The sequence below is a fragment of the Pseudomonas sp. AE27 genome (assembly GCF_037113495.1).
GTDB classification, from domain to species: Bacteria; Pseudomonadota; Gammaproteobacteria; order Pseudomonadales; family Pseudomonadaceae; genus Aquipseudomonas; species Aquipseudomonas palmensis.
On the sequence record NZ_CP146966.1, the window covers coordinates 3,165,757 to 3,179,292 of the forward strand.

At 65.3% G+C, this 13,536-nt stretch carries 13 protein-coding genes; 7 read left to right on the top strand and 6 right to left on the bottom strand.

Going from position 1 to position 13,536, the window contains the following annotated elements; genetic code table 11:
* The first annotated feature begins 26 nt into the window (after positions 1 to 26).
* Entirely contained in the window at positions 27 to 443 is a 417-nt protein-coding gene (locus tag V9K84_RS14445) for a Spy/CpxP family protein refolding chaperone (protein ID WP_043864115.1), read from the top strand.
* 57 nt (positions 444 to 500) lie between these two features.
* On the top strand, positions 501 to 1,838 hold the full coding sequence (locus V9K84_RS14450; RefSeq protein WP_088514521.1) for a HAMP domain-containing sensor histidine kinase: 1,338 nt from the start codon (positions 501 to 503) through the stop codon (positions 1,836 to 1,838).
* Positions 1,839 to 1,966: 128 nt separating this feature from the next.
* Here V9K84_RS14450 and V9K84_RS14455 read toward each other — a convergent pair whose 3' ends face one another.
* The gene (locus V9K84_RS14455) at positions 1,967 to 2,530 is read right to left on the bottom strand and encodes a nitroreductase family protein (protein ID WP_088514520.1); all 564 of its coding nucleotides are present in this window, start codon (positions 2,528 to 2,530) and stop codon (positions 1,967 to 1,969) included.
* Between the two features lie 100 nt (positions 2,531 to 2,630).
* Here V9K84_RS14455 and V9K84_RS14460 point away from each other — a divergent pair, with 100 nt between their 5' ends.
* Entirely contained in the window at positions 2,631 to 4,085 is a 1,455-nt protein-coding gene (locus V9K84_RS14460) for a TrkH family potassium uptake protein (protein ID WP_088514519.1), read from the top strand.
* Here the strand turns inward: V9K84_RS14460 and V9K84_RS14465 are convergent.
* Entirely contained in the window at positions 4,042 to 5,127 is a 1,086-nt protein-coding gene (locus V9K84_RS14465) for an AraC family transcriptional regulator (protein ID WP_088514518.1), read from the bottom strand. The two genes, V9K84_RS14460 and V9K84_RS14465, sit on opposite strands and share 44 nt — an antisense overlap.
* Positions 5,128 to 5,286: 159 nt before the next feature.
* Here V9K84_RS14465 and V9K84_RS14470 point away from each other — a divergent pair, with 159 nt between their 5' ends.
* Complete coding sequence (locus tag V9K84_RS14470; RefSeq protein ID WP_043864120.1) at positions 5,287 to 5,598, top strand: DUF962 domain-containing protein; 312 nt, start codon at positions 5,287 to 5,289, stop codon at positions 5,596 to 5,598.
* A gap of 25 nt (positions 5,599 to 5,623) precedes the next feature.
* Here V9K84_RS14470 and V9K84_RS14475 read toward each other — a convergent pair whose 3' ends face one another.
* Entirely contained in the window at positions 5,624 to 6,442 is an 819-nt protein-coding gene (locus V9K84_RS14475) for a UDP-2,3-diacylglucosamine diphosphatase (protein WP_088514517.1), read from the bottom strand.
* Between the two features lie 140 nt (positions 6,443 to 6,582).
* On the opposite strand from V9K84_RS14475, the gene V9K84_RS14480 reads away from it, so the two are divergent.
* Positions 6,583 to 7,467 (top strand): DMT family transporter, encoded by an 885-nt coding sequence (locus V9K84_RS14480; protein ID WP_088514516.1) that lies wholly within the window; start codon positions 6,583 to 6,585, stop codon positions 7,465 to 7,467.
* A gap of 1 nt (position 7,468) precedes the next feature.
* On the opposite strand, the gene V9K84_RS14485 is transcribed toward V9K84_RS14480, so the two are convergent.
* Positions 7,469 to 7,753 (bottom strand): SelT/SelW/SelH family protein, encoded by a 285-nt coding sequence (locus V9K84_RS14485; RefSeq protein ID WP_054916592.1) that lies wholly within the window; start codon positions 7,751 to 7,753, stop codon positions 7,469 to 7,471.
* Positions 7,754 to 7,823: 70 nt separating this feature from the next.
* Between V9K84_RS14485 and V9K84_RS14490 the strand changes: the two genes are divergently transcribed.
* Positions 7,824 to 10,013, top strand: a complete 2,190-nt coding sequence (locus V9K84_RS14490) for a patatin-like phospholipase family protein (protein WP_043864124.1) — start codon at positions 7,824 to 7,826, stop codon at positions 10,011 to 10,013.
* On the opposite strand, the gene V9K84_RS14495 is transcribed toward V9K84_RS14490, so the two are convergent.
* Entirely contained in the window at positions 10,010 to 10,444 is a 435-nt protein-coding gene (locus tag V9K84_RS14495) for a MarR family transcriptional regulator (protein WP_043864125.1), read from the bottom strand. The two genes, V9K84_RS14490 and V9K84_RS14495, sit on opposite strands and share 4 nt — an antisense overlap.
* Before the next feature lie 118 nt (positions 10,445 to 10,562).
* Positions 10,563 to 12,695 (bottom strand): DNA helicase RecQ, encoded by a 2,133-nt coding sequence (recQ, locus tag V9K84_RS14500; RefSeq protein WP_043864126.1) that lies wholly within the window; start codon positions 12,693 to 12,695, stop codon positions 10,563 to 10,565.
* A gap of 245 nt (positions 12,696 to 12,940) precedes the next feature.
* Here recQ and V9K84_RS14505 point away from each other — a divergent pair, with 245 nt between their 5' ends.
* Positions 12,941 to 13,528 carry a YecA family protein gene (locus tag V9K84_RS14505; protein ID WP_054916593.1) on the top strand — a complete coding sequence of 196 codons (588 nt, stop codon included), beginning with the start codon at positions 12,941 to 12,943 and terminating at the stop codon, positions 13,526 to 13,528.
* Positions 13,529 to 13,536: the final 8 nt, after the last annotated feature.

Sequence of the window (13,536 nt, forward strand, 5' to 3'; positions counted from 1 at the left end):
GACCGGCCTCAACAAGGAGAGTCACCATGCGCAAGACCCTTATCGCCCTGATGTTCGCTGCCGCCCTGCCAACCGTAGCCATGGCCATGCCCGACGGCGGCCCCCGTCACGGCGCCGAGCACCAACGCGGTGGAGCGCCTTTCGCCCAGCTGGACCTGACCCGCGAGCAGCGCCAGCAGATCCGTCAACTGATGGGCGAGCAGATGAAGAGCCGCCACGAAATCACCCAGCGCTACCTGGCCAAGCTGCCGGCAGCCGACCAGAAGGCACTCAAGGACGAACTCAAGGCAAGCCACGACAAGGTCGATACCCAGATCCGCGGCATGCTCAAGCCAGAGCAGCAGAAGCAGTTCGATGAAATGAAGAAGAAGCAGGCAGAGCGCAAGGCCGAGTGGGCCGAGTTCAAAGCCTGGAAAGCTGAAAAAGCCAGCAAGGCCCAGTAAGCTGTCCACACCCCGCCCGACCTGCCCCCGCAGGTCGGGCTTCTTTCGTTTGAGGTAATGCCCTTGCGTTCACTGTTCTGGCGCATCCTGGCCAGTTTCTGGCTGGCCATCACCCTGGTTGCCGGGCTGTCGATCCTGCTCGGCCACATGCTCAATCAGGACGCCTGGATCCTCAGCCGCCACCCGGGGCTCAATACCCTGGCCATGAACTGGTCGGCGCGCTACGAACAGCAAGGGCCCGAGGCCGCGCAGCGTTATCTGGAGCTGCGCAAGCGACGCTACAACATCGACGTGCAGGTGCTCAACGAAAGCGGCGAGGCCGTGGTGCCAGGCACGTTCCCGCGCCGCGCAGCAGCCTTCGAGGCGCGCCGGCACAACGGCGAGCCGCTGCCCTGGCGACGCCTCACCGAGGAGTACACCAGCCCTGGCACGGGCGACACCTACCTGCTGATCTACCGCATCCCTCACCCCGAACTCGACGCCTGGCACCGCGACAGCCTGCTGTGGCCGCTGAGTGCATTGGGCATTGCCCTGGTGGTACTGACCCTGTTCAGCCTGCTGGTAACCCTGTCGATCACCCGCCCCCTCAGTCGCCTGCGTGGCGCGGTACATGACCTGGGGCAGACCACCTACCAGCAGAACAGCCTGGCACGCCTGGCCAACCGGCGCGACGAGTTCGGTGTGCTGGCCAATGACTTCAACCGCATGGGCGCGCGCCTGCAGAGCCTGATTGCCAGCCAGCGCCAACTGCTGCGTGACGTGTCCCATGAACTGCGCTCACCGCTGGCACGCCTGCGGATCGCCCTGGCCCTGGCCGAGCGGGCAGAGCCTGCACAGCAGCAGGCCTACTGGCCGCGCCTGACCCGCGAGTGCGACCGCCTCGAGGCGTTGATCAGCGAAATCCTGGTGTTGGCGCGGGTGGATGCCGAAAGCGCCAGCGCAGAACCGGTCGACCTCAATGCGCTGCTGGCCAGCGTGCGCAAGGATGCTCAGCTCGCAGCGCCGGAACAGGACATCCAGCTACACGACACGCCTGGGCTGAGCCTGCAGGGCTGGCCGACACTGATCGAACGTGCGCTGGACAACCTGCTGCGCAATGCCGTGCGCTTCAATCCGCCGGGGCAACCGATCGAGATGAGTGCACAGCGTGAAGGCGAGCGTATCGTGCTGACGGTGCGCGACCACGGGCCGGGGGTGGCCGACGAGCACCTGGCGCAGTTGGGCGAGCCGTTTTACCGCGCCCCGGGGCAGACCACGGCCGGGCATGGCCTGGGCCTTGCGATCGCGCGCAAGGCGGCGGAACGTCATGGTGGCAGCCTGGTGCTGGGCAACCATGCGCAGGGCGGGTTCGTGGCGACGCTGGAGTTGCCGGTGGCGGGGCCGGCTAGCGCCTGAATAAAGACGGGTGGTGGCTTCTTCGCTGGCAAGCCGGCCCCCACAGGCATGTCACCGTCCTCAAGGGCAGCTGCGTACCTGTGGAAGCTGGCTTTGCCAGCGAAAGGGCCATCTGATGCCTGTATAGCTTAGCGGGGCTGCTCCCAGGCGCTGACAAACGCCTCGACAGAAACCACCGGCGCCGTACGCGGCGGGTTAAGCGGCGTGCCCACATACAGGAAGCCGATCAGCTCTTCGGTATCCGACAGCCCGAGGCCCTTGGCCACCTGCGGGCTGTAGGACAGCTCGCCGGTACGCCACACCGCCCCGATCCCCTGGGCATATGCCGCCAGCAGAATGGCATGCGCCGCACACGCGGCCGCCAGCCGCTGCTCGGACTTGGGAACCTTGAAGTGATCCTGCACGTTCGCGATCACCACAATCAGCAACGGCGCCCGCAGCGGCATGGCATGGGCCTTTTCCAGCGCTGCCTCGGTGGCTTCGCCCTGCGCCTGCACCGCCTCGGCCAGCAGCGCCCCCAATTGTTCGCGGGCCGTGCCTTCGATGGTCAGGAACCGCCAGGGCCGCAATTGGCCATGGTCCGGCGCACGCGAGGCCGCCCGAAACAGCAACTCGCGCTGCGCAGCATCAGGTGCCGGCTCTACCAGGCGAGGAACGGAAACACGGTTGAGCAATGCGTCGAGAGCCTCCATCGGCTACCCCCTGTCGAGAAATGTGAGGCTATTCTACCGTTTACTTAAAGAGGCCCATAGGTAGAATGGCGCCCCTCCGTTTCAACCCAGAGCAGATCACATGGCGTTGCCGACCTTAAGGATCATCGGTTTCATTATCGGCATCTTCCTGATTACCCTGGCGATCAGCATGACCGTGCCCATGGCCACCCTGGTCATCTACGAGCGCACCGGCGACCTGCCGTCGTTTCTGTGGGCCAGCCTGATCACCTTCATTGCCGGCCTGGCCCTGGTCATACCCGGGCGCCCCGAGCACGTGCACCTGCGCCCGCGCGACATGTACCTGCTCACCGTGAGCAGCTGGCTGGTGGTGTGCATCTTCGCCGCCCTGCCGTTCCTGCTGACCCAGCACATCAGCTACACCGATGCCTTCTTCGAGAGCATGTCGGGCATCACCGCCACCGGCGCCACCGTGCTCAGTGGCCTGGACAGCATGTCGCCGGGCATCCTGATATGGCGCTCGTTGCTGCACTGGCTGGGCGGCATCGGCTTCATCGGCATGGCGGTGGCGATCCTGCCGCTGCTGCGCATCGGCGGCATGCGCCTGTTCCAGACCGAGTCCTCGGACCGCTCCGAAAAGGTCATGCCCCGCTCGCACATGGTCGCCAAGTCGATCGTGGCGGTGTACGTGGGCATCACCACCATCGGCGGGCTGGGGTTCTGGCTGGCCGGCATGAGCCCGTTCGATGCCATCAACCACGCCATGTCGGCGATTTCCACCGGCGGTTTCTCCACCTCCGACCAGTCGCTGGCCAAGTGGGACAAGCCGGCCGTGCACTGGGTGGCGGTGGTGGTGATGATCCTGGGCAGTGTGCCGTTCACCCTCTACGTGGCCACGATGCGTGGCAATCGCAAGGCACTGATCAAGGACCAGCAGGTACAGGGCCTGCTCGGCCTGCTGGTGGCCACCTGGGTGGTGCTGGGTACCTGGTACTGGGCCACCACCAGCCTGCCGTGGTTCGATGCCTTGCGCCACGTGGCGCTGAACGTGACCTCGGTGGTCACCACCACCGGCTTCGCCCTGGGCGACTACAGCCTGTGGGGCAACTTTTCGCTGATGCTGTTCTTCTACCTGGGTTTCATCGGCGGCTGTTCGGGCTCGACCGCGGGCGGGATCAAGATCTTCCGCTTCCAGGTGGCCTACATCCTGCTCAAGGCCAGCCTCAACCAGCTGATTCACCCGCGCGCGGTGATCAAGCAGAAATACAACGGTCACCGCCTCGACGAAGAGATCGTGCGATCGATCCTGACCTTCTCGTTCTTCTTCGCCATCACCATCTGCATCATCGCGCTGCTGCTTTCGCTGCTGGGCGTGGACTGGATGACTGCCCTGACCGGCGCGGCCAGCACCGTATCCGGCGTGGGCCCGGGCCTGGGCGAAACCATCGGCCCGGCGGGCAACTTCGCCACCCTGCCCGACGCCGCCAAGTGGATCCTGGCCGGCGGCATGCTGCTGGGCCGCCTGGAAATCATTACGGTGCTGGTTCTGTGCATGCCGGCGTTCTGGCGACACTGACGCCCTGGGCCGACGCCTCGGGGCCGGCACTGCGCGCCAGCTCCATACGGGTGCGGTATTCCCCGGGGGTGAGGTCGAACCAGCGCCGGAAGGCCCGGAAGAAGTTGCTCGGGTCGGCAAAACCCAGCAGGTAGGCAGCCTCCAGCAATGTCATGTTCGGCTGCGCAAGGTACTGCTCGGCAAGTTCGCGACGGGTATCGTCGAGCAGGGTCTGAAAGCTGGTGCCCTCCTCCTGCAGGCGCCGCTGCAGCGTGCGCTGCGACAGGTGCAGGGCCTGGGCGACCATTTCGCGCTTGGGTTCGCCCTGGGGCAGCATGCGGCACAGCACCTGACGTGCACGGTGGGTCACCCGGCTTTCGGAAAAACGCGCCAGGTACTCGCCGGCAAAACGGTCGTGCAAAATCGCCATGGCCTCGTTGGCCGTGGGCAACGGCGCCTCCATGTCGGCGCGCTCGAACACCAGCGCATCGTGGGGCGCGCCAAACACCAGCGGCGCACGAAACGCCTGCTTGTAGGGTTCTATATCCTGAGGCTGCGGGCCTTGTACCAGCACCCGGCGCAGCTGGATGGTGCGCCCGCTCAACCAGCAGCACAGCGCCAGGGCGCAGGCCAGCGAGGCCTCGGCGCTGTGCCGGGTGGGCGGCAGGTGATCGCCATGCACGGTCAGCACCAGCGAGTAGCCTTCCGGCCCCAGGCGAAAGCTCAGGTCGGAACTCTCCGCGATAATGCGCTGGTAACGCACCAGGCGCTCGAACCCCTCGGCCAGGGTGCGGCTGGACATCAAGGCATAGCCGACCACGTGAAACGATGCCGGGCGCACCACCCGCGCCATGTTAAGGCCGATGGCACGGTTGCCCGACAACTCTTCGGCCAGTTGCCACAAGCGGGTCATGGAGTCCTGGGTGAAACGTGCGTCGGGGTCGTCCAGCGCGGCGAAGTCCAGGCCGAGCTGCTTGAACAGCGCAGGGCAATCGAGCCCTTCGAATTCAAGTGCCTTGACGATCCCCGAGGCCCAGCTTGCTGACGTGGTTCTTTCGCTCATGGCTGGCTTCTTTTGGGTAAGACCGCTCCTGCGGTGAACGCAAAGGATACTAAAGTGGCGCTTATTGTCACTGACTGATACTGCGACACAATTCTAGACTCGGTTCAGGCTCCACGCCGTGCATGTTTCGCCACCTTCGACCGATACGGGAGCGACGCAGTGAACAGCCCCCCACGCTTCAACAGCTTTGCCGAGTTCTATCCGTATTATCTGGGTGAGCATAGCAACCCTGTCTGCCGCCGCCTGCACTTCGTCGGCACCAGCCTGGTGATCGCCCTGCTGGCCTACGCCCTGGCCAGTGCCAACGGCTGGCTGCTGCTGGCGGTCCCGGTGGCCGGCTACGGCTTTGCCTGGGCAGGCCACTTCTTTTTCGAGAAGAACCGCCCCGCCACCTTCACCTACCCCTTCTACAGCCTGCTGGGCGATTTTGTCCTGTACCGCGACATGCTGCGCGGCAAGGTGCAGTTCTGACCATCGCCCGCCCCCTGCGCGTGGCCTAGAGGCTGGGCTCACCCACCGCCCGGGCCTGGCGCAGGGCCTCCCAGGCCTGGGCGTCGGCCAGGCGGTACAGCTCGATCGTGCCGTCCCAGTGCTCGATCAAGGCAGTGCACGACTCCACCCAGTCGCCGCAATTGAGGTAGTCCACCTCCCCCACCTTGCGGATTTCGGCGTGGTGGATGTGCCCGCACACCACCCCGTGAAACCCTCGCTTGACGCATTCGCGTGCAATCGCCTCCTCGAAGTCGCTGATAAAGCTTACCGCCGTCTTGACCTTGTGCTTGAGGTAGGCCGACAGCGACCAGTAGCCATAGCCATACCGCGCGCGCCAGTGGTTGAGCCAGCGGTTGAGGGTGAGGGTCAGTTCATAGGCCCAGTCACCCAGGAAGGCCAGCCAGCGGTGATAACGGGTTATCACGTCGAACTGGTCGCCATGGATCACCAGTAGCCGCCTGCCGTCGACGGTGAGGTGCTCGGCCTGGTCCACCAGTTGGATATTGCCCAGCACCAGCTTGGAGTAGCGACGCAGGAACTCGTCGTGGTTGCCGGTCACATAGATCACCTCGGTGCCGCGCTTGCTCATGGTCAGCAGGCGCCGGATCACGTTGGTATGGGCCTGGGGCCAGTACATGCCACCCCGCAGCTTCCAGCCGTCGATGATGTCGCCCACCAGGTAGATGCGATCGGCCTGGTAGCCCTTGAGAAACTGCGACAGATGCTCGGCCTGGCAGTCGCGGGTGCCAAGGTGCACGTCCGAGATCCACAGCGTGCGCACGCGCTGCTTGCGCGAAGGTTTGCCAAACTCGGCATGGGTCATGGGCAGGCTCCGGGAGAGTTTGTGCGAGCTTGCCTGTGGGCAGTGAATCGACCATGACCGTTGTGCGGCAGTCCTGTGACAGGCCGTCGGGGCATGTACACTGCGTGGCCTGTGCTCCCGATCCAAGGCAACCGCCCGCCATGACCCCTCGTACCGCCCTGGGCGCCCTGCATGCAGGCGCGCTGTTGTTCGGCCTGACCGGCGTGTTCGGCAAGCTGGCCAGTGCCGGCCCGTCGGTCATCGTGTTCGGCCGTGCGGCCTTCGCCGTGCTGGCCCTGGCCATCTTCGTCGGCGTTGCCCGACAACACTGGCAACCCCTGAAGGCACGGGACTGGCGCGGGCTGACATTGGCCGGGATGTTGCTGGCCGGCCATTGGGTCAGCTTTTTCGTCGCGGTCAAGGTGGCCGGCGTGGCCATCGCGACCCTGGGCTTTGCCAGCTTCCCGGCGTTCACGGTCATTCTGGAAGGGCTGTTGTTCCGTGAGCGCATCCGTCGCAACGAAGCCTTGCTGGTACTGCTGGTGAGCATCGGCCTGGTGTTGGTGACGCCCGATTTCGACCTCGCCAGCCAGGCCACCAGCGGGCTGCTGTGGGCGTTGTTCTCCGGGTTGCTGTTCGCCCTGCTGTCACTGCTCAACCGTGCAGGCTCGCGGCACATTCCGGCGGTACAGGCGGCGCTGTGCCAGAACGCCGTGGTGGCACTGTGTCTGCTGCCGGTGGCGGGCCCGCTGCTGCCTTCGGTGAGCGCGCTGGACTGGCTGTGGCTGGGGCTGCTGGGGGTGTTCTGCACCGGCGTGGCACACAGCCTGTTCGTGGCCAGCCTGGCGGTGATCAAGGCCCGTACCGCCGCCGTGGTGTTTGCCATGGAGCCGGTCTACGGCATCGCCATGGCCTGGGTGATCTTCGCCGAGCAGCCCACCTTGCGCATGCTGATGGGCGGGGTGCTGATCATTCTGGCCATCGTGATTTCAAGCCGCCTGGCCGCCGGCGCACCACGCACCGCACCCGCCACCTCCGGCGGCTGAGTCAGGCGCGGTCGTTGTGGCCCAGGTCGCGCTGCGGATCGATCTGGTCGCGGACCCGCTGCTTGAGCACCTTGGCCTCGGGGAAACCGCCATCGGCCTTGCGTTCCCAGATCTGCACGCCATCGCAGGTGATGCGAAAGTTGCCGCCCGTGGCCGGTTCCAGGGCCACCCGGGCCAGGTCGTCACTGAAGGTGCTCAGCAGTTCCTGGGCCAGCCAGGCGGCGCGCAGCAGCCATTGGCACTGCGTGCAATAGGTGATGACAATTTCGGGTTTGGATACGGACATGGGGTAACGGTCTCCTGATAGGTGGTCGCGCTTATACTAGCCACCTTTAGCCTTTGCTCCGAGAGCCGCGATGCGTCGTCTGCTGTTGTGCCTGTTGCTGTCCCTTACCTCCCTTGCCCTCTGCGCCGCCGAGGCCGCCCGGCCCAAGGTCGGCCTGGTGCTGTCCGGCGGCGCGGCGCGCGGCCTGGCCCACATCGGTGTGCTCAAGGCGCTGGAAGAACAGGGGGTGAAGATCGACGCCATCGCCGGCACCAGCATGGGCGCGGTGATCGGCGGGTTGTACGCCTCGGGCTACAAGATCGACGAGCTGGAGAAGCTGGCCCTGGCCATCGACTGGCAGCAGGCGTTGTCCGATGCACCGCCGCGCAAGGACATCCCCTTCAGGCGCAAGCAGGACGACCGCGACTTCCTGGTCAAACAGCGCCTGAGCTTTCGCGACGACGGCAGCCTGGGCCTGCCGTTGGGGGTGATCCAGGGGCAGAACCTGGCGCTGCTGCTCGAAAGCCTGCTGGCCCACGCCAGTGACACCCGTGACTTCGACAAGCTGCCGATCCCGTTCCGCGCAGTGGCCACCGATATCGCCAGCGGCGAGAAAGTGGTGTTTCGCAAGGGCCACCTGCCCCAGGTGATCCGCGCCAGCATGTCGATCCCGGCGGTGTTCGCCCCGGTCGAGCTGGACGGCCGCCTACTGGTCGACGGCGGCATGGTCGATAACATCCCGCTGGATATCGTGCGTGAGATGGGTGTGGACATGGCGATCGTCGTCGATATCGGCACGCCGCTGCGCAATCGCAAGCAGTTGGCCACGGTGGTCGATGTGCTCAACCAGTCGATCACCCTGATGACCCGGCGCAACTCCGAAGAGCAACTGGCCTCGCTGCACCGCGACGACATCCTGGTACAGCCGCCGCTGTCGAGCTTTGGCGTCACCGACTTCGGCCGGGCCCAGGACATGATCGACGCCGGCTACCGCGCCACCCGCCTGCTCGACCCGCGCCTGGCCAGCCTGCGCCGGGTCAACGACACGGCGGTGCAACTGGCCGAGGCGCGCTCGGCCGGGCAACGCACCCCGGTGATCACCGCCATCAAGGTCGAGAACGACTCCAAGGTCAGTGACGACGTGATCCGCTACTACATTCGCCAGCCCATCGGCGAACCGCTGGAGCTCGACCGCCTGCGCACCGACATGGGCACCCTGTACGGCCTGGACTACTTCGACCGGGTGCAGTACCGCGTGGTGCACAAGGGCGACGAGAACACCCTGGTGATCAACGCCCGGGGCCGACGTGGCGGCACCGACTATCTGCGGCTGGGGCTGAACCTGTCCGATGACCTGCGTGGCGACAGCGCCTTCAACCTGGGCGCCAGCTACCGCGTCAACGGCATCAACCGCCTGGGCGCCGAGTGGCTCACCCGGGCCCAGATCGGCGACAAGCAGGAGCTCTATAGCGAGTTCTACCAGCCGCTGGATACCGGGTCGCGCTACTTCGTGGCGCCCTACCTGGACATCGGCTCGCAGAACATCGAGGCCACCCTGGACAACGACCCCATCGCCGAGTACCGCCTCGAACGCTATGGCTTCGGGCTCAACCTGGGCCGCCAGATCGGCAACAACGGCGAAGTGCGCCTGGGGGTGGGCCAGGCCTGGGGGCAGGCCGAGGTACGCATCGGCGAACAGGGCCTGCCCAAGGTGAACTTCAACGAAGGCTTCTATGACCTCAAGTATTCGTTCGACACCCTGGACAACGTCTACTTCCCCCACAGCGGCGAAGACGTCAGCCTGACCCTGCGCCAGTTCGAGCCGGGCCTGGGCTCCGACCAGCGCTATCGCCAATGGGACATGAAACTGGACAAGGCCCTGAGCAGCGGGCCGAACACCTGGGTATTCGGCGGTCGCTATGCGCGGACTCTGGATGATGCCGAGGTGGTCACCTCGAGCTTCGTGATGGGCGGCGCCCGGCAGCTGTCGGGCTTTCGCCAGGACTCGGTGTCAGGCCAGAACCTGAGCCTGATGCGCATGGTCTACTACCGGCGCCTGACTCCGCGCTCCTACCTGCCGCTGGACTTCCCGCTGTATCTGGGCGGCTCGCTGGAACGCGGCCGCGCCTGGAACAACGACAACGAGTTCGACAGCGGCTACATCAACGCCGCGAGCATCTTCCTGGGCTTCGAAACGCCGCTGGGGCCGCTGAACTTCAGCTACGGCATGAACACCGAGAACCAGAAGGCGTTCTACCTCAACCTGGGGCAGACCTTCTAGGACTTCTCCAGGTTGCCCAGGATGCGCGCGTGCACCCGCATGCACACGCGCAGCTCTTCTTCGTCGATGCCTTCGAACAGCTCGACGCGCAAGGCGTTGGCAATGGTCTCGATCTGGTCGATCAACGGCTTGGCGGGCGGGCACAACACGATCTTCTTGGCGCGCCGGTCCTCCAGCACGGCCTGGCGCTTGACCAGGCCCTGGGCCTCGAGGCTGTCGAGCAGACGGGCCAGGGTCGGCCCTTCAACCCCCACGCTCTGCGCCAGTTCACGCTGGGTGGGGGCCTCGTCGAAGCGCGCCAGGTGCAGCAGCACCAGCCAGCGCGCCTGCGACAGGTTGAGCCCGGCCAGGCGGCGGTCCAGCTCGGCGCGCCAACCCCGGGACATATGGGCCAACTGCATCCCGAAACGGTGGTGATCGGTCAACGGCATAGGAAACTCATCATCAGAACTAATTAATAGGCAGCTAATCATGCCCTTGGGCCTTAGGCAAGGCTCATGCCGTCGGCAGGCGCTGCATAATCGTCATAAATGATGACAAACAACCTTTCTACATCTCGAACTCGGCCGCCAGTGCGGCGCGCACGCAATACAGCACGCCCTCAGGCACGCGTCCGCCAAACTGCTCGATGATCGCCGACACCGGCGGCAACTCGCCTTCGCCGTCGAGGAACGCGTCCTGGATCTCGCCCATCAGGTCCTCGGGCAGGTCCAGCGCCTGTTCCAGTGACAGCTGTTGGCGACCGATGGCCTCGGCCAACAGGCTGTAAACGTTCTTTTCACTGCATTGCAGCTGGCCGGCGATCTGCAGCGGAGTCATGCCAGCGCGGGCCAGGCTGATCAGCTCGTGGCGCAGGTCGGCGACCGGGGCCGGGGCCTCTGCAGCGCCGCCCAGCACCTCGAGGAAGGCCTGGCCGTAGCGCTCCAGCTTGCGTGCCCCCACGCCACTGACCTGGGCCATCTCGCTGAGGCTGCCGGGCTGACTGCGCAGCATCTCCAGCAGGGTCGAGTCGGGGAAGATGACATACGGCGGCACGCCATGCTCCTCGGCCAGCTTGCGCCGCAGGGCGCGCAAGGCGTCCCACTGTTCGCGTTCCTCGCCGCGCACCAGCTGGCTGGCCGGGCTGCCCGAGCTGCTGCTCTTGCTGCTGGTCTGCGGCTTGAGGTCGCGGCGCAGCTCAAGGGTGACTTCACCACGCAGCAAGGGCCGGCACGTATCGGACAGGCGCAGCCCGCCATAGCCTTCCAGGTCGATATCGGCCAGGCCACGCGCCACCAGCTGGCGGAACAGTGAACGCCACTCGCCTTCTGCGCGAGCCTTGCCCACGCCATACACGGCAAGCTTCTCGTGCCCGAAGCTGCGGATCTTCTCGTTGTCCTTGCCCAGCAGCACGTCCACCAGATGGCCCACGCCGTAGCGCTGGCCAGTACGGTAGATGGCCGACAGCGCCTGGCGCGCAGGCTCGGTGGCGTCCCAGGTCTGCACGCCGTCGACGCAGTTGTCGCAGTGCCCGCAGGGCTGGGGCAGTTCTTCATCGAAATAGTTGAGCAGGGTCTGGCGACGGCAGCGGGTCTCTTCGCACAGTGCCAGCATGGCATCGAGCTTGTGCTGCTCGACCCGTTTGTGACGCTCGTCACCTTCGGAGTTCTGCAGCATCTGCTTGAGCATCACCATGTCCTGCAGGCCGTAGGCCATCCAGGCATCGGCGGGCAGGCCGTCACGGCCGGCGCGACCGGTTTCCTGGTAGTAGGCTTCCAGCGACTTGGGCAGGTCCAGGTGGGCCACGAAACGCACGTTGGGCTTGTCGATGCCCATGCCGAAGGCGATGGTCGCGACCATGATCAGGCCTTCCTCGTTGAGGAAGCGGCGCTGATTGCTGGCGCGGGTCTCGGCAGGCAGGCCGGCGTGATAGGGCAGCGCCGGGAACCCCTGCTCGCACAAAAACGCGGCCACATCGTCGACCTTCTTGCGCGACAGGCAATAGACGATGCCGGCGTTGCCGCGCCGCTCGTTGAGGAACGCCAGCAACTGCTTGCGCGGCTGTTCCTTGGGCACGATGCGATAGAAGATGTTCGGCCGGTCGAAACTCGACAGAAAGCGCTCGGCGTTCTGCAGGTGCAGGCGGGTGACGATCTCTTCGCGGGTACGCATGTCCGCGGTGGCGGTCAGGGCAATGCGCGGCACGTTCGGGAAGAGTTCGGCCAGTTGCCCCAGTTGCAGGTATTCAGGGCGGAAGTCATGGCCCCATTGCGACACGCAGTGCGCCTCGTCGATGGCGAACAGCGCGATGTCCAGGCTGCGCAGAAAATCCAGCATGCGTGGCTGCACCAGGCGTTCCGGGGCCAGGTACAGCATCTTGAGCTCGCCGCGACGAATGCGCATGGCCAGTTCGCGCTGCTGGTCGGCGCTCATCGTGGAGTTCAGCGAAGCCGCGGCGACACCCAGCTCGTCGAGGGTCGCCACCTGGTCGTCCATCAGCGCGATCAGCGGCGACACCACCACTGCCAGGCCTTCGCGCAGCAGCCCCGGAACCTGGAAGCACAGCGACTTGCCGCCGCCGGTGGGCATCAGTACCAGCGCATCGCCGCCTTTGGCCACGCATTCGATGATCGCCCCCTGGCGCCCGCGAAAGCTGTCGTAGCCGAAGATGTCCTTGAGGACGCGCTGAGCCTGTTCGAGCATAAAAACTCCATAAATCGCAGAACCATCCTGGCCACAGGCTGGATGAAAAGCTTCCCCGCCACACCTGAAATTGCGTAAGCGGCTTTTGCCGGGGCCGCATGCTGGCGTGACCGGGCGCAAAAGCCGGGCATTATACCGGACACGGCGCCCGTGCAGGGGGCTCTGCGATAGGCGTCATCCTTTGCCTCGCAGGCGCCGCAAGATGCTAGAATTCCAGCATCGTTTATTCCCAAGGTAGCCCTGTAATGTCCTTCGCTGAGCAATTAACCCGCCTGCAAGCCTTCCTCGACGCTGACGAGCTGCACGAAGAAGCGCTGGACTACGTTGCCGCACACGGCTACCTGACCGCGCTGTCGATCTGCTCCGAAGCCGTTCCCGAGCGTGAATGGATCGACGCCCTGTTCGCCGAGCCGCCGCACTACAAGGACGAGGCCCAGCGCGAAGAAATCGAAAGCACACTGATCAAGCTCAAGGACCACATCGCCCGCCAACTGGCCAGCGATGAGGAATTCGAGCTGCCGTGCGACCTGGACCTTGGCGACGAGCCGGACGACTCCGAGCTGCGCGGCTGGTGCATCGGCTTCATGGAAGGGGTGTTCCTGCGTGAAGCGGCCTGGTTCGAAAGCGCCGAGGAAGAGGTCAGCGAAATGCTGCTGCCGATCATGGTCGGTTCCGGCCTGTTCGACGAAGAGGCCGAGTTCGCCGACATCGCCAGCGACGCCAACCTGATGGACGACATGATCGTGCAGATCCCCGAGGCGCTGACGGCCTTGTACCTGCTGTGCCATGCCCCGGACGAGAAACCTGCGCTGCTCAAGCCTCGCCACCACTGAGTCTGCAT

What these genes read in the sequence shown, in the direction of transcription:
- V9K84_RS14445 (WP_043864115.1), top strand. Translation starts at nt 27, where the DNA reads ATGCGCAAGACCCTTATCGCCCTGATGTTCGCTGCCGCCCTGCCAACC.
- V9K84_RS14450 (WP_088514521.1), top strand. Translation starts at nt 501, where the DNA reads ATGCCCTTGCGTTCACTGTTCTGGCGCATCCTGGCCAGTTTCTGGCTG.
- V9K84_RS14455 (WP_088514520.1), bottom strand. Translation starts at nt 2,530, where the DNA reads ATGGAGGCTCTCGACGCATTGCTCAACCGTGTTTCCGTTCCTCGCCTG.
- V9K84_RS14460 (WP_088514519.1), top strand. Translation starts at nt 2,631, where the DNA reads ATGGCGTTGCCGACCTTAAGGATCATCGGTTTCATTATCGGCATCTTC.
- V9K84_RS14465 (WP_088514518.1), bottom strand. Translation starts at nt 5,127, where the DNA reads ATGAGCGAAAGAACCACGTCAGCAAGCTGGGCCTCGGGGATCGTCAAG.
- V9K84_RS14475 (WP_088514517.1), bottom strand. Translation starts at nt 6,442, where the DNA reads ATGACCCATGCCGAGTTTGGCAAACCTTCGCGCAAGCAGCGCGTGCGC.
- V9K84_RS14480 (WP_088514516.1), top strand. Translation starts at nt 6,583, where the DNA reads ATGACCCCTCGTACCGCCCTGGGCGCCCTGCATGCAGGCGCGCTGTTG.
- V9K84_RS14485 (WP_054916592.1), bottom strand. Translation starts at nt 7,753, where the DNA reads ATGTCCGTATCCAAACCCGAAATTGTCATCACCTATTGCACGCAGTGC.
- V9K84_RS14490 (WP_043864124.1), top strand. Translation starts at nt 7,824, where the DNA reads ATGCGTCGTCTGCTGTTGTGCCTGTTGCTGTCCCTTACCTCCCTTGCC.
- V9K84_RS14495 (WP_043864125.1), bottom strand. Translation starts at nt 10,444, where the DNA reads ATGCCGTTGACCGATCACCACCGTTTCGGGATGCAGTTGGCCCATATG.
- recQ (WP_043864126.1), bottom strand. Translation starts at nt 12,695, where the DNA reads ATGCTCGAACAGGCTCAGCGCGTCCTCAAGGACATCTTCGGCTACGAC.
- V9K84_RS14505 (WP_054916593.1), top strand. Translation starts at nt 12,941, where the DNA reads ATGTCCTTCGCTGAGCAATTAACCCGCCTGCAAGCCTTCCTCGACGCT.